Genomic DNA, 21,614 nt, shown 5'->3' on the forward strand with positions numbered 1-21,614 from the left:
AAAAACAAAGCAAGCATAAAATGCATTTTTATTCACTTTTAGTGAATTTATTTTCAAATTAGTCGATCTTTAGTAAAGCTAATAAGTCGGATGATTCCTCCTCTCTAATCAATCAAAAGGAGGAACCGCAATTTTTATTTCAAATAACAAGCCGATTTTAAGATCGCAATTAATAATTCCCAATAACGATATACACTATGAATATTAACTTTTTCATCAGGTGAATGAGGTGAAACTATAGTTGGTCCAATTGAAATCATATCCATATATGGATAAGACTGTTTAAATAAACCGCATTCTAAACCAGCATGGATCACCATAATTTTTGCTTGCTTTGAAAAAATTTCTAAGTACTTATCTTTAGCTAATTGTAGTAGTCTAGAATTCAAATTAGGTTCCCAACCTGAATAACCACCACTGATTTCATAATTAGCATTTACTAATTGGCTTAATGATATTAACGTTGAAACAACCGCATCTTTTGCGCTATCAACTTGAGAACGAATTAAAAAGTTTACACTTAACTGATTGTCACTAATATTGACAATGCCTAGATTTAAAGAAGTTTCAACCACACCATGGATCTCTTTGCTCATGCTGACAACACCATTAGGCGCAGTGTTTAAAATATTGATGATTTTGTTTTGTTGATCAATCGCGATAACTCTTTTAACTTTATCCGTTTTCACTTCTTTTAAAGTTAATTCAATATCTGGTTCAATCTGTCTAAATTCATTTTGTAATACTGATTGGTATTGTTTAACAATTGCTTCTAACTTAGGCAAATCTTGCTTGCTTAAAGTTAATTCAGCAAAAGCTTCACGAGGGATTGCATTACGTAATGAACCGCCTCGAATATCAGCTAATCTAAATGAGATATCTTGTGCGTATTGAGCTAGCAATCTTGCCATTAATTTTATGGCATTCCCTCGCCCAAGATGGATATCACAACCTGAATGTCCACCTTTCAAACCTTTTAGAGAAAGTTGTACATAGCAATCGTGAATCTCCGGCATAACCGCGTATGTAATTGTAAAATTCATTGAGAAGTCTATACCGCCTGCACAACCAGTAAATATCTCACCTTCATCTTCAGAATCAGTATTAATGAGATAACGGCTTTTTAACCAATTCGGTTGAAGACCAAAAGCACCATGCATACCAGTCTCTTCAGAAGTCGTAACTAAAACTTCAAGAGGACCGTGTTCGACAGATGGATCAATTAATACAGCTAGAGCAGATGCAAGCCCTACACCATTGTCAGCACCTAATGTTGTACCTTTTGCTTTAACCCATTCATCGTCTATATAAGCTTGGATTGGATCAATTAGAAAATCATGCTCTGTACCTTCGTTTTTTTGAGGAACCATATCCATATGGGCTTGTAAAGCAATAGATGGGCAATTTTCCATACCTTTAGTTGCGGTTTTGCTCAATAAAATGTTTCCAGCTTTATCAAGCTGACAATCAATGTGATGGGTTGCTGCAAAATCGACAATATATTTGGTTATCATTTGTTCATGATGAGAAGGATGGGGAATGTTACAAATATCATTAAAAATCTGCCAAACAAATTTTGGATTTAGGGTTGATAGCATAATTTATCCTCAGTATTAGCTAGGTAACAAATTAATCAGTGGTTTTTTTTATCTAATCACTCTATAATAAGGTGCAATTTTACATCTATTTCAAGTCCATTAATATTAATTTATTAAATTCGTTTATTCGATTAAAATTGCAGGTTACACATGTCAATAGAACAAACTTTAACAGAAGAAGAAATCAAAGCCAAAAAACAGCATAAAGCAGAGCTCATCGCTGAAAAGAAAAAATTCAACGTTACTTGGGAAATGCTTCAAGCTTATGGTCGTCAACTTTCTGAAAGATTATTACCCGCCAAACAATGGAAAGGCATCATTGCCGTTAGTCGTGGAGGCTTAGTTCCTGCGGCTATTCTAGCTCGTGAACTTAGCATTCGTTATGTCGATACCGTTTGTATTTCAAGTTATGACCACGATCATCAACGTGAAAAACTAATTTTAAAAGAAGCGAAAGGTGATGGCGAAGGCTTTATTGTTGTTGACGATTTAGTTGATACCGGAAGCACAGCTCATACTATTCGTGAAATGTATCCAAAGGCTCACTTTGTAACTATTTTTGCTAAACCTGCTGGCAAACCATTAGTTGATGATTATGTTGTCGATATCGCTCAAGATACTTGGATCGAACAGCCATGGGATACTGGCGTTATGTTTGTTAAGCCACTTAGTGATCATTAATAATTAATTTAATAAGGTTGCTATGACTGAAAACCTTTCTGAAAAGATATTTAAACCACAATATGATTATCCTGAAACATCATCGCTAATCAATCGGTTAGATAGTAGCGATGGTAGCAGTATTAGTCCATTTGATGGTGAAGTAGATTCAAAATGGTACCGAATCATTAATCCTATCCTATGGTTTTGGCGTGGCTTACCGAAATTGGAAATCGAAGAAGTTTTATCGCAAATCGCAATTTCGACTAAACGTCATACCAATGAAAAGTGGTTAGATTCGGTTATTGGTTATCAACCTGGCAATTGGATTTATGAGTTTTTAAATCAAGCTGCAAAATGGCAAGCTAAAGCGGATTCAATAGATCAATCTGACTTATCTGAAGAAGCAAAAAATAACTTACATCAAGATTATTTAATTGCAAGTGAATTTGCTAGTATTGCTAGCTATCCTCATTTTAAAAATGATGAGCTTGCCATGTATGCACAAACTTGTGCATATCAATCTTATATAAAAGCACTTGAGTTTTCGCCTTACACGACAAAACAGATAGAATTTAAAGTTGAAAATCGCAGTGTTAAAACAATTTTACATTTACCTAAGAACTGTGATGGCGTATGCCCTGTCGTGTTAGTCTGTAATGCATTAGGTAATTTACAAATCGACTATTATCGCTACTTTAGTGAATACCTAGCGCCACAAGGTTTTGCAATGCTAACAGTCGATTTGCCAACAGTGGGCTTTAGTCGAAATTTTGTATTAACACAAAATAGTAGCCAAATTCATCAAGCTATAATTGAACAACTAGCGACAGTACCTTGGGTTGATAGCAATCGTGTAATTGTGGCAGGATTCCGTTTTGGTTCACACATTGCTACACGTCTTGCTTATTTAATGCCAAATAAAATAAAAGGACTTTTCAACTTTACACCTTTTGTACATCAAATATTTGTTGATAAAACCTTACAACAGAATCTACCAAATTGTTATAAGGATATGCTAGCTTGTCGATTAGGTTTAACATCAGTTTCAAATCAGCAGTTAGCTGCTGAATTAAATTACTTTTCTCTAAAAAACCAGGGATTATTAACTCATTCTTGTCCTGTGCCAATTATGAATGTCATCTTTGAAGATGATAAGTTAAGTAATTTAACTGAAGCAAAATTAATTCAATCTTCAAAGCAAAGCAAAATTGTGACTATTCCTAAAACACCATTACAAAAAGGCTTACAAAATGCCTTAACTCAATCAGTTAAATGGATGGAATCTATTTTGTAAGAGATGATTTAAATAAGATTATTGCTATGACTAATAAAAAAAAGCAAACTGTCGTTATTAAGTTAGGTACCAGTGTTTTAACTGGTGGAACTAAACAGTTAGATCGTGCTCGAATAGTTGAACTGATTCGGCAATGCTCTTATTTACATCAAATTGGTCACAAAATTATAATAGTTACATCGGGAGCAATTGCTGCTGGTCGAGAGTATCTAAACTTCCCTAACCTTCCAAATACTGTTGCATCAAAACAATTACTTGCTTCTGTTGGGCAAAGTAAACTTATCCAGCTTTGGGAACAGCTGTTTTCAATATATAAAATTTTTATTGGACAAATGTTACTGACACGAGCTGACTTAGAAGATCGTGAACGCTTTTTAAATGCACAAGATGTTCTAAAAGCGATGCTAGATAATCATATTGTGCCTGTCATCAATGAGAATGACGCCGTAGCTACAGCCGAAATTAAAGTGGGTGATAATGATAACCTATCAGCACTAGCGGCAATTTTAGCGGAAGCCGATAAACTCATATTACTGACAGATATTGAAGGATTATATACTGCCGATCCAAGATCTGATACCAATGCTCAATTAATAAAAGAAGTTTCTCATATTGATGAAAGTTTACGAAACATAGCTGGTGATAGTGTTTCAGGGCTGGGAACCGGTGGTATGAGCACAAAAATTCAAGCAGCTGAAGTAGCAGGTAGTGCAGGAATAGAAGTAATAATTGCAGCTGGGAATAAAGAAAATGTGATTATTGATGCAGTCAATAATCAATCGGTAGGCACGCGTTTTTTACCACAGAAAACCCCATTAGAGCATCGTAAACATTGGCTATATGGTGCACCTAATGCAGGAAAAGTGTTAGTTGATGATGGTGCTATAAATGCTATTTTGAATAATGGTAGTTCGCTCTTACCAAAAGGAATTATAGCGGTTGAAAAAGATTTTTCGCGGGGAGAAGTAATAAATATCTGTGATAAGTCAGGAAAACAAATCGCACGAGGTGTAAGCCGTTATAATAGTGATGCGCTAAAACAAATAGCAGGACATCACTCACAAGAAATTAGTCAAATTATTGGCTATGAATATGGATCTGTAGCCGTACATCGGAATGATATGATTATCAAATAATAAGGAGGTTAAATGGAACTAGCTATAGGTGGCGTAATAGTCAACTGGTTAGGTGTATTAATTGTTTACTTGAATTCACTAAACAACTCAGCTTATCAAATGTTATTACCGTTAGTCATAATATCTGCATTAATAAGTACCCTAGGCATTTTATTTGCCAAAAATAATCAAAAATTAGCAGGTACTTTAATTATTATTGGCAGTATACTCTTTATCCCTTTAGGTTTAATAGGGATTTTTGGTGGAAGAAAAATAATTAACAAAGCTAATGAAAAAACATTAGAAGAAAGACGTAATTTATAGAAAAATTGGATATTAATTTTAAGGATAAAAATGGACTCTCAAAATATAAAATGTTTTCATGCTCGACGACACATCATACTTTTAATTATATTAAGTATAGTTATCTTTTTCGTGTCTTTGTCTTTACCAGGTAATCTAAAGATAAGTATAGGATTGCCCATATTAATAATTATTCGTGTTTTTTGGCAATACAATTTGGTTTATATTTCAATTGGGGAAGACTTTATAACTTATCGACCTGCTGCTCCAATAAGAAGTAGTGTAAGCATACTTTTTAAGGAAATCACATCAGTTAGTTATAAATATAATAAAGTTGTCATCAATTACATAAATAATATTAGTAACAAGCAATACACTGTAAATATACCTTTATCAGTTATGGAAGACGCGGAAAAAGAGAAACTTTTAAGCACGTTACATATCATTCTGAAAGATAAAGAAATATAAACTATAAAATTTTAACTTTATGCAAAAAAGGTATCTTTACCCATACCTTTTTTTATTAATTCAAAAGTTTATTTTATGAATTTATAATAAATTGCCAATGCTGTAATTAAAATTAATTATTATTAAGTGATATAAATCATTAATTTAAATACTTAACTATTGGTTACAGCTTTTTAGCAAAACATAATTAAAAGTTACTTAATGAGCATTGAGAACTATTGTGTAAATTGGCGATAGATGATCAAATTTGAGAACATTATTAACTTATATATTACAGCCTTTATAATAGATTTGTTTACTGGCTATATTGGTTTCTTTTTTACATTAAATACCTTCATATCTCAGCTTGCTTTTAAGCTTCATATTTGACAATCGCCTGAAAAATACATTATTGTTGGAATAAATTGATTCCTATTAGCAAAATTTGTTTAAGGTGACAGCTCATACCTCTTTAGCTCTATTATTTATTCTATAAGTTTTATAAATAAGAATTAGAGTGGGATGTATAATATCATTAGATAAATTATTTTTTAGAGAATCTGTATTCTGTCAAACACAGTGTGAGTAAAATCTATTAAGGTTAAGCAATGATAAACCAAATTGGAAAGTTAGCAAAACAAGCCTCATATCAATTAGCACAATGCCCAACTAAAATCAAAAATCAGGCTTTAATTAGTATTGCTGATTTATTGGAGCAAAGCTCTCAAAGCATTTTAGAGGCGAATCAAAAAGATATTGCTATAGCAAAAAATCAAGGATTGAGTGAAGCAATGCTTGATCGTTTATTATTAACGCCAGAGCGACTATACTCTATTGCTAATGATGTTCGCAAAGTTGTCTCCTTAACCGATCCTATTGGGCAAACTATCGATGGGTCAGTTTTAGAGAACGGATTAAAGTTACAACGTCACCGAGTTCCGCTAGGTGTAATTGGTGTAATATATGAAGCCCGCCCTAATGTTACTATAGATATTGCTGCTCTTTGTTTAAAAACAGGTAATGCAGCGATACTTCGTGGTGGAAAAGAAACGGTTAATACTAATACGGCTATCATATCCATTATTCAACAAGCATTAAATCAAGCCGGCTTACCTGAAACTGCTATTCAATCAATCGATAATCCTGATCGTAAATATATCACTGAGTTACTCAAACTTGATAAATATGTAGATATGATTATTCCTCGAGGCGGTGAGGCTCTACATAAACTTTGCCGTGAACATTCAACCATTCCGGTCATAACTGGCGGTATTGGAGTTTGCCATATCTTTGTCGATGAAAGTGCAGATTTTGACGCAGCTTTTTCAATCATTCTAAATGCGAAAACTCAACGACCAAGTACATGTAACTCTGTAGAAACATTACTCGTACATACTGAAATTGCAAATACTTTTCTGCCTAAACTTAGTCAAATTATGGCTGATAATCACGTCATATTACATGCTGATCCTGATGCTTATAAAATTTTAAATTCAGGCGTAGCAAATCTATTTCCAGTAGAAGATGACGAACTTAGACAAGAGTGGCTTTCCAAAGATCTGAACATAGTGATTGTTGATTCACTTGAATTAGCAGTTGAACATATTCGGGAATATGGAAGTGGCCATTCAGAAGCCATTCTAACTCGAAGTCTACTTAATGCAGAGCAATTCATTAAGCTAGTTGATGCGGCTGCAGTTTATGTTAATGCATCAACTCGATTTACGGATGGCGCACAATTTGGTTTAGGTGCCGAAGTTGCTGTCAGTACTCAAAAATTACATGCCAGAGGACCAATGGGTCTAGAAGCATTAACAACTTATAAATGGATTGGTTATGGTGAAGATTTAATCCGTCAATAATGATATTAGCTAACTGTTTATAAATTCAAACAGTTAGCTAAATAGAGATGGACTAATCAAAATTACGCATTAAAAGCGCATAATTTAAATCAATATCTTCAGCTACCGGAATATAAACAATATGGCCATCACCGAGTCCAGCAGGAACAGGTTGGCCTTTTTTATTTTCCATTCGTTCAATAATGAACGTTGTGTTACCTTTTGGTGTCATCATCTCAACACTATCACCTACTGAAAATTTATTTTTCACAATAATTTCAGCTAATCCATTTAAACGTTGACCACTAAACTCACCAACAAACTGTTGTCTATCTGACACTGAATGGCTATGAACATAGTTCTGCATATCTTCATGTTTATGACGACGCAAAAAGCCTTCGGTGTATCCTCGATGAGCGAGTGAATCAAGTTCAGTTAATAAACGAGGATCAAATGGCTTACCTTCACTCGCTGCATCAATAGCTTGACGATAAACCTGAGCGGTTCTAGCGCAGTAATAAAAGGATTTTGTCCGCCCTTCAATTTTTAATGAATGTACGCCAATTTTCGTCAAATCTTCAACTAATTCAACCGCTCTTAAATCTTTGGAATTCATGATATAAGTTCCATGTTCATCTTCAAAAGCTTGCATATATTCGCCAGGACGACCTGATTCTTCTAACATAAAGACTTGATCTGTTGTTGTGCCAATGCCCAAAGTCGGTTCAATTTGCTTTACAGGAATTGGTTCATATTTATGTACTATCTGCCCTACTTCGTCCTCCTTACCTTCGGACACTTTATATTCCCAACGACAAGCATTGGTACAAGTTCCTTGGTTAGAGTCACGTTTGTTAATATAACCAGATAATAAACATCGTCCCGAATAAGCCATACAAAGCGCACCATGAATAAAAACTTCAAGTTCCATCTCGGGTACTTTTTCACGAATTTCTTTTATTTCATCAAGAGACAACTCTCGTGATAATACAACGCGGGTTAATCCAATATTGTGCCAAAATTTTACCGTAGCCCAGTTAACGGCGTTTGATTGTACAGACAAATGAATTTCCATTTCAGGAAAATGCTCACGTACCAACATAATTAAGCCAGGATCAGACATGATAAAAGCATCAGGCTTCATATTTACTATAGGCTCTAAATCTCGAATAAAGGTTTTCAGCTTTGAATTATGAGGAGCTATATTTACAACTACATAAAATTTTTTGCCTTGCGCATGTGCTTCATTAATTCCTATCGCTAAATTTTCATGATTGAATTCATTATTTCGAACACGCAAACTATAACGTGGTTGACCAGCATAAACCGCATCTGCCCCATAGGCAAAAGCGTATCGCATATTTTTAAGCGAACCAGCAGGAGAAAGTAATTCTGGTTTTGAATATAAATTTGTCATTAAAAAATGCCTCTGATTTCAAGTCAGTATTACCCTATAAGGTAATAGGTTAAGCAAAATAGGATGGGCATTTTACGCTTTAGCTATAGGATTGGCAAATTAATTGTATTTACAATAAAGATCAAAAAAATCGCAATAAGAAACAATAATTTCACAAATCTAATCTTATCGCCTAATTTTATATGAGCTGTTGACCTAGATTTTTATAAAATTGGATGCGTGAAACGCACTAACTTTGTGACGAAGATCACATAACGCTATTATAAAGCCCAATATTTTTTTGTTTTTATAGCTCACATTTGTGCAAAACCACATAGATAGCAAACTAATTCGATAATAAAATTAGCGCAATACTTTTTAATAGTCATAGAAACATGAGGAAAATTTAAATGACTGAACTCATTAGTTGGTATGGAGCTATAATAGGACTTTTTCTTGCAATATTTCTTATATTACGTGGAATAAATCCAGTCTATTCGTTATTTTTTGGTGCGATAATTGGTGCTTTCATTGGTGGAGCAAATCTAATACAAACTGTCACAATTTTAACTACTGGTACTCAAAGTATCATGGGCACTGTGATTAGAGTATTAGCTGCGGGTATTCTAGCCGGGGTAATGATGGAATCGGGCGCAGCGGAAACTATTGCTCAAGCTGTCGTTAGAAAATTAGGTGAGAAAAAAGCATTACTCGCTTTAGCATTAGCTACAGGTATTATTACTGCATCAGGCGTATTTATTCCAGTTGCTGTATTAATCGTTGCACCTATTGCTTTATCTGTTGGTAATAAAATGGGCATTTCTCGATTAGCGTTATTATTAGCACTTTCTGGTGGTGGTAAAGCTGGGAATATTATATCACCTAACCCAAATACTATCGCTGTTGCCAATGGCTTCAATTTAAGCTTAAGTGATGTGATGATAGCGGGTTTTATTCCTGCTCTATTTGGTTTAATTGCAACTGTCGTTATCGCTTCATTGATAAAAAATAAAGGCGATAAAATTGCTAACGACGAAGTCGTTGCATTACAAAAAAATGATGCTGAACAGAAAAATAAAAATCCATCATTAGGCAAAGCAATCGTTGCTCCTGTAACAGCAATCCTTCTATTAATGGTTAGCCCTATAGGCAATATTTTCCATATTGAAGCACTAGCTAATTTAAAGATTGATGCATTATATGTGCTTCCTGTAGCAGGGATCATCGGCATGTTAGCAATGGGACAACATCGTAACATTGCAATGTATACCAAATCTGGGATTGAAAAAATGACACCAACTGTACTTATTCTTGTCGGTGCTGGTGCTATCGCAGGTTTAATTGGTTCATCAAACCTAGCAGCTCAAGTTATCAATATCATTGATTCAATGGGAATTTCTGGTTATTACTTATCACCAATTTCAGGTATCTTAATGGCAGCAGCTACAGCATCAACTTCAACAGGTGTAATTTTAGCAACAGGTACATTTGGTTCAACCATCACAGATTTAGGAATACCAGCTCTTAGTGCAGCTGTTATGATGCATACTGGTGCAACAGTTATTGATTCATTACCGCAAGGGAATTACTTTCATGTAACTGGCGGTAGTATGAATATGACAATTAAACAACGTATGAAATTGATTCCATATGAAGCGATGGTTGGTGGAACAATGACAATTATTGCCATTATTTTCTATCAATTTATTATGTAATATTAAGAGTAATTTTTATGAAACAGAAAACATTTGTTCTTGCTCCTGACTCATTTAAAGAAAGCTTAACAGCAAAGGAAGTGTGTCAAGCAATGGAGTCAGGTTTAAAAAAGGTATTTCCTGATGCCAAATATATTCATGTCCCAATGGCTGATGGTGGTGAAGGTACAACACAATCACTAGTCGATGCGACTAATGGAACTTTACATGCTTGTGAAGTTACTGGTCCACTTGGTAACAAAGTGACTGCCTATTATGGAATTCTAGGAGATAACACCACAGCAGTCATTGAAATGGCTTCAGCAAGTGGTATCCATCTTGTTACCAAAGAACAACGTAATCCATTAATTACCACAACCTTTGGTACAGGTGAATTGATTCTTGCCTGCTTAAAACAGGGTATTAAAAAAATTATTTTAGGTATTGGCGGTAGCGCGACAAATGATGGTGGAGCCGGAATGGCACAAGCCTTAGGCGTAAAGCTTTACGATAAAAACAATCAACTACTCCCTAAAGGTGGAGGAGCATTAGGCAATTTAGCTAGAATTGATATGTCTGAAGTAAATCCTCAACTTGATAGTGTAGAATTTATTGTTGCAAGTGATGTTACCAACCCACTTTGTGGTGAAAAAGGTGCTTCAAGAGTATTTGGACCACAGAAAGGAGCAACCCCTGAGATGGTTGAACAATTGGATGCGAACTTACAACATTATGCATCAATCATAAAATCTCAGTTAAATAAAGATGTTGCGACTATTCCTGGTGCTGGTGCTGCTGGCGGATTAGGGGCAGGATTAATGGCATTTACCAATAGTAAAATGGAAAAAGGCATCGATATTGTTATCAAATATAGTAATTTAGAAAACCAATTAATTGGTGCCGATTTTTGTTTTACAGGAGAAGGTGGAATTGATTTTCAAACCAAATTTGGAAAAACGCCTTATGGTGTGGCACAAACTGCCAAAAAACACAATATTCCAGTTATTGCATTAGCAGGAATGATTGGTGAAAACATCGAAGAACTTTATCCAGAAGGAATTAATGCCATTTTTGGAATCATCCCATCTCTATCTAAGATTGAAGATTTATTGGCTGATGGATTCAAAAATATTGAACGAACCAGTGAAAATATTGGTCGCTTAATTAGTATTACTAAACTTTAACACTTTTAGACACTAACAAACAAAAGCATGGGGAAATAAAGAGGCTATTCTTTACTCCCCAATTATTATCTAATTAAACATAGATAAATCTTAATATTAAATTAACAGACCTAAAGTCTGCTATAATTAAAAAGTTTTAACACGATCTCAACAAAAGTTATAGTAATAAAATTAAAATCAATGAGTTATGAATTAGAACTTGTTAATAATATAAGGTTTATCGCTATGAAATCGCAAAGCATCTCACCAATACTTGCTCAATATATTGTTGATAAAACTATGAAAATCATCAACTGTAATGTCAATATAATGAATAATCATGGTGAAATTATAGGTAGTGGTGATACACAACGTATTGGCGAATTACATGAAGGTGCGGTGTTAGCTATATCACAAGGCAGAGTTGTTACCATTGACAATCCAACTGCAAAAAAACTTAAAGGAGTTAAACCTGGTGTTAATTTTCCACTAAAACTAAAAAAAGAAATTGTTGGCGTTATTGGCATAACAGGTGAACCCGCACAAATAATCCAATTTGCTGAACTTGTGAGCATGACAGCAGAGATGATGATGGAACAAGCTTTATCATTCAATCAACAATCTCAAGAAAATCGGTTAAAAGAAGAGTTTATATTATCAATAATTCAATCAGATAAAACGCTTTCAAATATAAATGAATGGAGTCGAAAATTAAATGTTGACTTATCGTTAGCTTATGTTGCTGTTATTATTGAAATCGAGAGTGGTCAGCTGGGAATTCAAACAGCAATGGAGGAGTTACAACAAATCCGAAATGAACTCGAAACACTAACCAAACTAGTAGCCATAAAGTCACTAACCGAAATTGTTATATTACTACCCGCTTTAAATAAGTTTAACCGATGGGATTTTTCAGAACATAAGGCAAAACTAGAAAAACTAGTTAGCCATACAAAACTGCTTAGTCAATTTGCAATAAAAATATCTTTAGGAAAATATTTTCATCAGGGAAACGACACAATAGCAAGATCTTATCAAACAGCTAAAACAGCTTTAGAAATCGGTAAAAAAAGATTACCAGAATGCCGTAACTACTATTATCAAGATCTTATCTTACCGGTTTTATTAGATGGTTTAAACCAAGATTGGCAAGCTGAAGAATTACTTTCCCCTTTAAATAAATTAAAAGCATCTGATACAAATGGTTTATTGCAAAACACGCTTGAAACTTGGTTTTTTAATAACTTGCACAATAGCAATACTGCCAAAAATCTATTTATACATCGCAATACACTTGAGTATAGATTGAATAATATTGCCAAACTAACTGGATTAGATTTATCGAAATTTGATGATCGTGTACTGCTTTATATTGCACTACAACTCGATAAATAACCTTATATTTTAAATATAATGAAATTATTCATCACCAGCCTCAATAAGCGGCAAATACTCTTGCCAGCGATATTCTCGTATCGGCATTGGATTTGAATTCTCAAAATATAAAACTAGTGCTGGTTTGATACCATTCCAATTATCGACAAACTCATATCGAGTAAGAAAACCCTCTTTTATCAATTTTTTGACTTTAGCGTGATAATTAAAATAACTCATAATTTATATTATCCTAATTATTGATAAAAATTATAAAAAAAATCGCAAGTTAATCAATTTTGAATTATAAATGATAAATCTTCATTGAAGATATAAAGTTAACTTTTAAAAATAAAAATCGGAACCATGGATAAAAGTGCTAACCACAAAGATTTAATAAAAATAAAATGCAACGGCTTAATTTAGTTTATTAATAATATGGCAAGTTCCGATTATCGAGCAATATTAAATAATAAGATATAAATAAATATTACATAAAACCATTAGTGAACTTTGTTAACTTAATGAATTATAAAATTATTTTAAAAAGACTTTGGATTAAGGTTGGTATCTCTACCACTAATCTATAGCAACTTAGTTTTATTACAGAAATTTTAATTAATTAAAACATTGACGTTAATGGAGACGAGTCCCTAGTCGAGGTAGACGGATTTTCAATTTGTTATAATTTTAATTCTTACATATTCTAACATTCTTTCAATTCGCCTCAACGTTGTTAGAGTAAATCTTTTATAACTAAATATTACTTTTTGACAAATTTAATTAATTTCATTAAATAAGCACACAAAAAAAACAGGCCACCTTGTGTGAGATTTTTATTACTCATAATTTTTACTCAAATAACTAAGTTCTAAAAAATATTACTGATCAACTGTTAATCTATTATATTATTTTATTAATATTTAAAATCAGTTAGGATAAACTCAATGATATATTAGATCGGAGTATTTTTTTGGCTGAAGCGGCTATTAATGAATTAGCGGCACAAAACAAAACACGTTGATGAATTTTAGTTGTTAATCCATCATTTTCCTTAAAAATTTATTTAGGCAATAAAAAAACCGCCGAAGCGGGTTGTTAATTGTTAATTTTTAATTGTTTACATTGTTAAACGTTAATTCCTGCGTATACAGGGAACACTTCACTGGTTATTTTAAACATGAATATATTTTCGGTTTATCCCTATGTGTATAGGGAACACTTATGGTTTCGGCATTGGTGTTATCTTGTTTTCTTCTGTTAGAGACTCTCTAACAATTTTAGCTATTTCATCAATTACATTTTTACTTTTAAAAAATTCACTCGCAGTTTTATACTTATCTAATAAGTTTGGGTGTTGAACATCAAATTTCACTAATCCAAAATAAAATGCTTCAATAGTTGAAGCGGGCTTGTCATCTTCTTTTAAGTTATTTATTGTTTCCATCGTTGTTTCAACATATTTTTGAAAATAACTATCAGCAGTCACGCAATTTTTCAATGTCGGAAACATAACATTATTTTTTGTGCCAACACAAATTAGGTCAAGCTTACTTCCTTTGTTTATATTCATAGCATCATTTTTATTTTTTAGTTCGAGAGAAACATACTCAAATTGATTTTTACCATTTGCAACAATATAAGGATCGCCTGACAAATCAGTTTTTACGCCCGAAGCAACTGTTTTAATATTAATTAATTTTCCATTATATGTTTTTTCATATTTATATTGGTTATTTTCATATTCGCTTATTAGTTGTGATGCTTTAGCTACAGAAATTTCATCACTTATATTGGATTTTCCACCATTTCTAAAAACAGATACATCTTCTTTTATAACAAGTTCAATAAGCCTTTTTGCATTATCATTTGCCGACACATTAAAACCAATTAACATTAATAGCGAGACAGCGATTATCTTTTTCATTTATTATTTCCCATTCATAAAGACGACAAAATAACAAATTAATCATACTTTTTCAAACTTTCCGCCAACACAAACTAGCTTGCTGTGCCAGTTTGTACCGTATAAATCGCCGTTATACTCGGTGAGTTTTGACTCAACACGAACAAGCGAACCAATTCTATAATGCGGATTGCATAGCGTTGTAGCTTCTAAACCTTCGTTGCTTTTTTTGGGGCTTCCAATCATTCCTGTATTTCTAGAAATAACCCAGCCCTCGTTATTAGCAAGGGCTTTATTTTTAGGAATAACAACTAGCTGATCATCTTGTATAGACCAGTCCGCATTATTGTTAATAGCGATTTTATGCATTGCTTCGCGCGTATCGCACATCATCACTTTACCGCGAGGCAAAACTCTGTCATTGGGTAAATTAATCGCCCCTTTATGGACATCAAAACTACTCACAGCTTCATTTAAAAAGTCACTATCTTTCTGCCCTTTCTGCATTGTTTTGACTATTGTTTTTTTCGGTGTATGCTCTTATTACCTGATGACACAAAACCAGTTAATAGCTGTAATTTTGAAACAAGTTTAATTTTAATTGTACCGTTTAAATGCGGAAATATAATATAGGAGAAGCATTGATCCAAAAAACATTTAATTCATATTGGCAGGATGCAAAACGAAAAGCAGAAGAAAAATTAGGCAGAGAAATCGATTGCACATTTCATGATATTAAAGCTAAAGCTATTTCAGACTACGAAGGTGCGACCAAAGATAAACAGCTATTTAGTGGTCACAAAACTGAAGCGCAAGTTAATAAATATGATAGAAAAGTCAAAGTTACACCGACGCTAAACCCGCCCCCAAAAGAAGATTTATTCTAACTGTATATTCTAAGTATATTCCAAGTGGTTTAATTTTTTAAACATCCGAATTTCTAATTTATTAATTTATTTGATGTTTTAATGGAGGCGCGTCCCGGAGTCGAACCGAGGTAGACGGATTTGCAATCCGCAGCATGGCCACTCTGCCAACGCGCCGTAGAGGTCTATCTGAATAGGTGGCAAATATTAGCATTGGCTTACTCTATCGTCAAGGTTAAATAGGTTATAAATACAGCAGTCGTAGCGATTATTTCAATTGTCCTATATTTAGGACATTAATAAAAAATTTAAAAGCACCTACGTCAAGATAAATTATTGAAAAAAAGTTGAGGAACAGGGTTTTTGAGTTTAAAAATCGACTTTATCCGTAAAAATTACCTTTTTATATACCTAGAAATAAAAAGAATATAATTCGTGTTATAGATTCCAACTTTTTAAAATAATATTTATTTTTGTATAGAAATTGATTTATCACTTGATAATTGACCGTATTTAGTATAAAAATAGCGCTGCATTTAACAATATATTTTTAAGGAAAGGAAATGTTCAAGAAATTACTAGCTGTATCATTATTAAGTTTTGTCCTAGTTGGTTGTGGTGACGATGGACTTAAAATTGATTTTTCTACTCAAGAAACTTATGCAACTTCTATTCAAAAAGTTACTGAAAAATTAAGTGACTCTGATAAGCTTGCTTTTGGACGAGCACTAACTAAAGTAGCTTCTACTGCTGCACTTAACCCAGCTAATGCTGGCGATCAAAATAAAATCTTTACTGAAATGAAAAATAAACTTGATGGAAAAACAGCAAAAGAAATCATCAGTGAATTTGATAAATAATTTTCTTTTATTACACTAAAAACCCGCTTTTGCGGGTTTTTTTATGGAAAAGTCTAATATTATTGAATCTTTTTTATTATTGATAGCAACTAATAGGATTATGTGAAGTAAATTTGATTAATAAATTATAAAATTATTTTTAATTTCTAAGACGAATTTTATATACTTGCTTCACTAAAATAGTTTTTTGAGGTGTGCAATGATTGAACTAAAACTCAGAGAAGTAAAAAAAGACTTATCAACTAAGGAGTTAAAAGTATCCGAATATATTATTGCAAATACTCAAGCGCTAAAAAATATGAGTATACAAACCTTAGCAAAACACAATCATGTTAGCACAACGACCATTTTACGACTTTGTAACAAATTAGGTTATAAAGGTTTTAGTGATTTTAAGGTCGATCTTATCGGCTCAATTCCTCAAAAGCTTAGTACTGAAATTCTTCAAGATGATATTAATTTGAATGACTCTCTTGAGGAAGTAAATAGCAAAGTTCAAGCTATGGAAAAATCCTCTATAGACGAAACTCATTCCATTGTTAATACTCATGCATTAAACAGTGCCATCGAATTAATAATCAAAAGTAACAAAATTGTGATATTTGGCGTAGGAAGCAGTGGCTTGGTTGGTAAAGAGTTTGAATATCAACTAATTAAAATCAAGAAAGATGTAAATTGTCATTTTGATGCTCATATTTCACGTAGTTTGATCAGCACGTTAGACAAGAATGATCTTGTTATTATTATTTCGCATTCTGGTGAAACACCTGAATGTGTAGATTTACTTAAACTTGCTGGACAATCATCAGTCCCTTCTATTGCTATTACTAAAATGGGGCAAAGTCAAATTTCATCATTAGCCTCTTTTGTCTTACATACGACATCTATGGAACACGCTTCTAGATTGATTCCTGTTCGTTCCAAAATTTCACAAATATCAGTCATTAATATGTTGTTAACTAACTTATTTATTCGTAAATATGATGAAAGGTTACTACAGCAAACTCAAAATCGTGAAAAACGAAAATATCCTCGATATACCCAGAAGTAATAACAAATTTACCAATCAAATAATCTCATCAAGTTGAAAAGTCATTAACTTAAACTTTTCCTTTAATAAATTTGATCTTGTTCACAAAATTATAAAAATTTCTTAAAAAATGGATGACTATTTTTAAATGTAGATGTAACTTTATTACTAAACATACTTACATATTTAGTAATAAAGTTACAAACAAGGAAATTTTTATGTCTAATCCTTTACCTATCATTTTAGCAAGTCATGGCCCTTTTGCTCAGGGTGCACTTGAATGTGCACAGATGCTTATGGGCGAGCAAGAAAGTATCCACATTATTTCAGTTTTAGTTGATAGCAATATCAATAACTTACGACAAGAAATGCAAAGTAGTTATAAAAAACTTAATCAAGGCAATGGAGTAATTATTTTGGTTGATATTATGGGAGGAACTCCCTGCAATCTTGCTAGCGAATTACTGATATCCCATGACGATGTTTTACTATTTTGTGGTTTTAATATTCCCGTACTACTTGAAGTTTTAAACAATCGAGAAGGAACATTGAACGATGCCAAACAAGCTATTGAAGAAGCATTTCCTCAAAGCTGTAAAGACGTTAGACAACTGCTAAATATTAAAAATGAACAAGTTAATGAATTGTAAGGAGAACACCAATGCCAATTAATGTAGCACGAATCGATGACCGATTAATTCATGGACAAGTTATTACTACTTGGGTGAAAAACTATGATATCGAGCAAGTATTAGTCATCAACGATAAAGTTGCTGATGACAAAGTTCAACAATCAGTATTAACCATGTCTGCACCGCCAGGATTAAAGGTTTTGATCTTTGGAGTACAGCAATTTATCGAAATCTTAAAAAAGACAACTATCAAAAAAAGAACAATGTTACTGTTCACCAATAGTATTGACGTTGACGCATTAGTGGACGGTGGATTGTCACTGGAAAAACTCAATGTAGGTGGAATGAGAATGCAAGATGGTCGTCATCAATTATCAAGAGCGGTGTCTGTCACACCAGAAGAAGAACAAGCGTTTAGAAATCTCATTGCAAAAAATGTTGAAGTTGAAATTCAGATGGTGCCTAAAGATCCCATTGTCGATCTAAAAACCCTACTCAGCTAACACTATTTATTAAAACATTTATTTCTATAATTTGGAGGTTAACTCATGTTAACACAAGCTATTCTTGTCGCCATTTGGGCGGGAATTTGTTCACTCGATGATGTCGGGCCACAAATGTTACGTCGGCCTTTATTAACCGGTACTGTAGCAGGCATCATCATGGGTGATATGGTTCAAGGATTAGCCATTGGTGCAACACTTGAACTTATGTGGATGGGCGTTGGAAATGTTGGAGCTTACTCAGCGCCAGATATTGTTGCTGGTGCAATTATTGGCGTTTCATTAGGTATTTCAACTGGCGGTGGCGTTGCCACTGGAGTTGCATTAGCCCTACCCGTTTCAATACTTTGCCAACAATTACTTATTCTATGGCGATCATTTGCTTGTTTCTTAAATCCATGGGCAGAAAAAAGCATACAAAATGGAGATTATAAAGGACTAGTTAAAGTACATTATTTTTCAACACCTATATGGTTTTTAATTAGAGCTGTTCCATGCTTTTTAGCAATTTATTTTGGCAGTGATCTGATTAAAACAATTTTAGACGCTATTCCAAAGAATATAATTGATGGTATGGGTGTCGCTTCAAAATTAATCCCAGCAGTAGGTATTTGTATTCTATTGTTGATGTTATTAAAAGGCTCAATGTGGTTCTTCTTTTTGCTCGGATTTGTTTTAACTAGTTACCTAAAACTACCAATCATACCTGTTACCTTCGTTGCACTTGCCTTTGCTGTTTTATATGACATGGCATTCACCGCGGGCAAAAACAATAATCAAAATAATCAAGAAAAACCTATGCAAAATGACAGTATTGAAGAGGAATATGACCTATGAACAATGAAAAGAAAATTACTAAAAAAGATCTTAATAGTGTCTTTTGGAAAATACAAACAATCCCTTTTTCATTCAACTATGAAAAATTACAAACGATTGGATTTGCTCACTGTATGATTCCAATTCTAGACCGTCTTTATAAGGACGCCGATAAAGAAACTCGCGTTAGAGCAATGCAACGCCATTTTGAGTTTTTCAATACGCAAGTTAATGCCGGAGCATTAGTTCTTGGCGTTACAGCTGCTGTCGAGGAGAAAACAACGGAAGAAGAAAAAGATGCGGTCATCTCGTTAAAAGCTGGATTAATGGGCCCGTTTGCAGGTTTGGGTGATAGTCTACTGAAATTTACTTGGATGCCGATATGTGGAAGTATTGGCGCAGCTTTTGCGTTACAAGGTAATATCATTGGACCCATATTAATGTTTTTCATCTATAATTTAGTCAACATTTTTACAAAATATTTCTTTGTTCATTATGGATATAACAAAGGAATTGATCTTATAGAGCAATCTAAAAATTCAAATATTATTCAGCGAATTAGTAACGTTGCTAATGTCGTTGGCGTAATGGTGCTAGGATCGTTAATAGCCTCAACAGTAAAAGTATCAACACCTTATTTAATTGAAGTTGGTGAGCAATCAATAAAAGTTCAAGAAATGTTTGATAAGGTAATGCCAAATTTATTAACGCTTCTTTTTACCTTAGCTGTATTTTTCTTAGTTAGGAAATTTCAAGGTAAATATACAGTATCGCTCATTATTGCTGTAATGGTAATTGGAGTCGTTCTTTCATCAGTCGGCATATTACACTAGGTAGGAAGAAAGTTATGTTAGAAAAAAATAATGAAATATCAGTAATTAGGAATAAGCAAGGAAAATTAGAAGTTACTTTTAATAGTGATAAGCCTGCAGATTTATATTGGACAACCGAAGCTGATGTAAATACTAATAATAAAACGCTAATTGGAAAAGCATTAAAATCCCCAGTAATATTTGATGATCCATTAAATGCTAAAAGCCGAATCTATCTCATATTACAAATAAATGACCAAAAACCATTTTTATTTGGAGAACGAACATTACCAATCAATGGACTAAATAATTTCCGTGATTTTGGAGGTTATGTCGGTGCAAAAGGAAAACGTATAAAATGGGGAATGTTGTATCGTTCTAATCATCTTCATGACCTAAAACCTGATGCACAACAATATATAAAAGCATTGAATATAAAAACAATCATTGATTATCGTTGTGAAAATGAGGTTAAAACAAGCCCGAATTGTTCAATTGGTGAAAAACAAACTTTTAATTTGGATGCCTCTGCTCAAACAGCAGAATTAGCTGCACAATTTGCAGCTGATCCAAGCAATGAAGATCGGGCATTAATTGAAAGTGTTCTTCGAGATATTCCAAAGGAGTTAGTTAATGGTGACGGTATACAAGTACTTGAGCAATATCGTAACTTTGTACTAAGTGAAAAATCTAAAAAAGCCTATCGAGAAATGTTAAGAGTAATTTTAGATTCAAATAACAGCCCTAGCCTTCAACACTGTCGAGGCGGTAAAGATCGGACGGGTTATGGTGTATTGTTAATTCAAGTTATGTTAGGTGTATCTGAATCAGATATTATATATGATTATATGCTAACACATGATAATCGATTGGAACGCAATAAAATAAAAATGGCTGCTTATCGAGAGATCACTGATAATGAAGACGTTTTGGGTTATCTACTAAGTTTAATTGATACCCGAGAAATCTTTATTAATGAGGTTTTCGATACTATGAGAAAAATTGCAGGCTCACCTAGCAATTACATTAAGCAAGAACTTGGTTTTACCGATAAAGATTTCGAAAAAATGGCGTCTATTTATCTCGAAGCTTAATCATTCAGTTAATAATTTAAAAGCGTAATTGTAAAATTGCGCTTTTTTCAATTTAAACAAATTATTGAAATTAATTGTAAAAACATGAAGCATAAATAAAAAGTGCTGAAAAACTTTAAAATGAGCTTTCTACTTTTTCCACTGTTCAACTAAATCTAATTGATCTCAGTATAATTTTCGAAAGCACAAGAAAATCAATAATCACCA

General features: G+C 33.2%; 20 protein-coding genes, 1 tRNA gene and 1 pseudogene. 16 read left to right on the forward strand and 6 right to left on the reverse strand.

What is annotated here, in order from left to right; all coding sequences use genetic code 11:
* Positions 1-134: 134 nt before the first annotated feature.
* Positions 135-1,598 (reverse strand): aminoacyl-histidine dipeptidase, encoded by a 1,464-nt coding sequence (locus J3U27_RS09230; protein WP_065563516.1) that lies wholly within the window; start codon positions 1,596-1,598, stop codon positions 135-137.
* Between the two features lie 150 nt (positions 1,599-1,748).
* Between J3U27_RS09230 and gpt the strand changes: the two genes are divergently transcribed.
* From gpt to proA, 5 genes are all read left to right on the forward strand, one after another.
* Entirely contained in the window at positions 1,749-2,279 is a 531-nt protein-coding gene (gpt, locus tag J3U27_RS09235; protein ID WP_081299561.1) for a xanthine phosphoribosyltransferase, read from the forward strand.
* Between the two features lie 22 nt (positions 2,280-2,301).
* Positions 2,302-3,555, forward strand: a complete 1,254-nt coding sequence (gene frsA, locus J3U27_RS09240; protein WP_267377306.1) for an esterase FrsA — start codon at positions 2,302-2,304, stop codon at positions 3,553-3,555.
* Between the two features lie 26 nt (positions 3,556-3,581).
* A complete protein-coding gene (gene proB / locus J3U27_RS09245) occupies positions 3,582-4,691 on the forward strand; it encodes a glutamate 5-kinase (RefSeq protein ID WP_065563543.1) in 1,110 nt (369 codons plus the stop codon).
* 12 nt (positions 4,692-4,703) lie between these two features.
* The gene (locus J3U27_RS09250) at positions 4,704-4,994 is read left to right on the forward strand and encodes a hypothetical protein (RefSeq protein WP_065734059.1); all 291 of its coding nucleotides are present in this window, start codon (positions 4,704-4,706) and stop codon (positions 4,992-4,994) included.
* Positions 4,995-6,028: 1,034 nt separating this feature from the next.
* Positions 6,029-7,282 (forward strand): glutamate-5-semialdehyde dehydrogenase, encoded by a 1,254-nt coding sequence (gene proA / locus J3U27_RS09255; RefSeq protein ID WP_267377308.1) that lies wholly within the window; start codon positions 6,029-6,031, stop codon positions 7,280-7,282.
* 52 nt (positions 7,283-7,334) lie between these two features.
* Here proA and yegQ read toward each other — a convergent pair whose 3' ends face one another.
* A complete protein-coding gene (gene yegQ / locus J3U27_RS09260) occupies positions 7,335-8,678 on the reverse strand; it encodes a tRNA 5-hydroxyuridine modification protein YegQ (RefSeq protein ID WP_065734056.1) in 1,344 nt (447 codons plus the stop codon).
* Between the two features lie 389 nt (positions 8,679-9,067).
* Between yegQ and J3U27_RS09265 the strand changes: the two genes are divergently transcribed.
* The 3 genes from J3U27_RS09265 (at position 9,068) to J3U27_RS09275 (ending at position 12,909) form a co-directional block, all read left to right on the forward strand.
* On the forward strand, positions 9,068-10,372 hold the full coding sequence (locus J3U27_RS09265; protein WP_065734055.1) for a GntP family permease: 1,305 nt from the start codon (positions 9,068-9,070) through the stop codon (positions 10,370-10,372).
* Between the two features lie 17 nt (positions 10,373-10,389).
* Entirely contained in the window at positions 10,390-11,535 is a 1,146-nt protein-coding gene (locus J3U27_RS09270) for a glycerate kinase (protein ID WP_065734054.1), read from the forward strand.
* Positions 11,536-11,760: 225 nt separating this feature from the next.
* Entirely contained in the window at positions 11,761-12,909 is a 1,149-nt protein-coding gene (locus J3U27_RS09275) for a sugar diacid recognition domain-containing protein (protein WP_267338683.1), read from the forward strand.
* Between the two features lie 24 nt (positions 12,910-12,933).
* On the opposite strand, the gene J3U27_RS09280 is transcribed toward J3U27_RS09275, so the two are convergent.
* From J3U27_RS09280 to J3U27_RS09290, 3 genes are all read right to left on the reverse strand, one after another.
* A complete protein-coding gene (locus J3U27_RS09280; protein WP_267377310.1) occupies positions 12,934-13,128 on the reverse strand; it encodes a hypothetical protein in 195 nt (64 codons plus the stop codon).
* 982 nt (positions 13,129-14,110) lie between these two features.
* Complete coding sequence (locus J3U27_RS09285) at positions 14,111-14,815, reverse strand: OB-fold protein (protein WP_267377311.1); 705 nt, start codon at positions 14,813-14,815, stop codon at positions 14,111-14,113.
* Positions 14,816-14,857: 42 nt separating this feature from the next.
* The gene (locus J3U27_RS09290) at positions 14,858-15,301 is read right to left on the reverse strand and encodes a baseplate hub protein (protein ID WP_267377312.1); all 444 of its coding nucleotides are present in this window, start codon (positions 15,299-15,301) and stop codon (positions 14,858-14,860) included.
* A 125-nt stretch (positions 15,302-15,426) separates the two neighbouring features.
* Between J3U27_RS09290 and J3U27_RS09295 the strand changes: the two are divergent.
* Positions 15,427-15,681 (forward strand): annotated as a pseudogene (locus tag J3U27_RS09295) (integrase); the annotation flags it as partial.
* 82 nt (positions 15,682-15,763) lie between these two features.
* On the opposite strand, the gene J3U27_RS09300 reads toward J3U27_RS09295, so the two are convergent.
* A tRNA-Cys gene (locus J3U27_RS09300) sits at positions 15,764-15,837 on the reverse strand.
* A gap of 386 nt (positions 15,838-16,223) precedes the next feature.
* Here J3U27_RS09300 and J3U27_RS09305 point away from each other — a divergent pair.
* The 7 genes from J3U27_RS09305 to J3U27_RS09335 all read left to right on the forward strand — a co-directional run bounded on the left by J3U27_RS09305 (position 16,224) and on the right by J3U27_RS09335 (position 21,407).
* Positions 16,224-16,520, forward strand: a complete 297-nt coding sequence (locus J3U27_RS09305) for a DUF6694 family lipoprotein (protein WP_267330757.1) — start codon at positions 16,224-16,226, stop codon at positions 16,518-16,520.
* Positions 16,521-16,719: 199 nt separating this feature from the next.
* Entirely contained in the window at positions 16,720-17,571 is an 852-nt protein-coding gene (locus J3U27_RS09310; RefSeq protein ID WP_065734047.1) for a MurR/RpiR family transcriptional regulator, read from the forward strand.
* 197 nt (positions 17,572-17,768) lie between these two features.
* Positions 17,769-18,200, forward strand: coding sequence for a PTS sugar transporter subunit IIA (locus tag J3U27_RS09315; RefSeq protein ID WP_267377314.1), 432 nt, complete (start codon positions 17,769-17,771; stop codon positions 18,198-18,200).
* A gap of 11 nt (positions 18,201-18,211) precedes the next feature.
* On the forward strand, positions 18,212-18,685 hold the full coding sequence (locus J3U27_RS09320) for a PTS system mannose/fructose/N-acetylgalactosamine-transporter subunit IIB (protein ID WP_267377315.1): 474 nt from the start codon (positions 18,212-18,214) through the stop codon (positions 18,683-18,685).
* 45 nt (positions 18,686-18,730) lie between these two features.
* Entirely contained in the window at positions 18,731-19,522 is a 792-nt protein-coding gene (locus J3U27_RS09325) for a PTS mannose/fructose/sorbose/N-acetylgalactosamine transporter subunit IIC (RefSeq protein WP_065563529.1), read from the forward strand.
* Positions 19,519-20,334 carry a PTS system mannose/fructose/sorbose family transporter subunit IID gene (locus tag J3U27_RS09330; protein ID WP_065563530.1) on the forward strand — a complete coding sequence of 272 codons (816 nt, stop codon included), beginning with the start codon at positions 19,519-19,521 and terminating at the stop codon, positions 20,332-20,334. The genes J3U27_RS09325 and J3U27_RS09330 overlap by 4 nt, the downstream gene beginning before the upstream one ends.
* 14 nt (positions 20,335-20,348) lie before the next feature.
* Positions 20,349-21,407, forward strand: a complete 1,059-nt coding sequence (locus tag J3U27_RS09335) for a tyrosine-protein phosphatase (protein WP_267377316.1) — start codon at positions 20,349-20,351, stop codon at positions 21,405-21,407.
* Positions 21,408-21,614 lie beyond the last annotated feature (207 nt).

Origin of the sequence: Gilliamella sp. B2911, assembly GCF_026536965.1 — a bacterium.
GTDB classification, from domain to species: domain Bacteria; phylum Pseudomonadota; class Gammaproteobacteria; order Enterobacterales; family Orbaceae; genus Gilliamella; species Gilliamella apicola_E.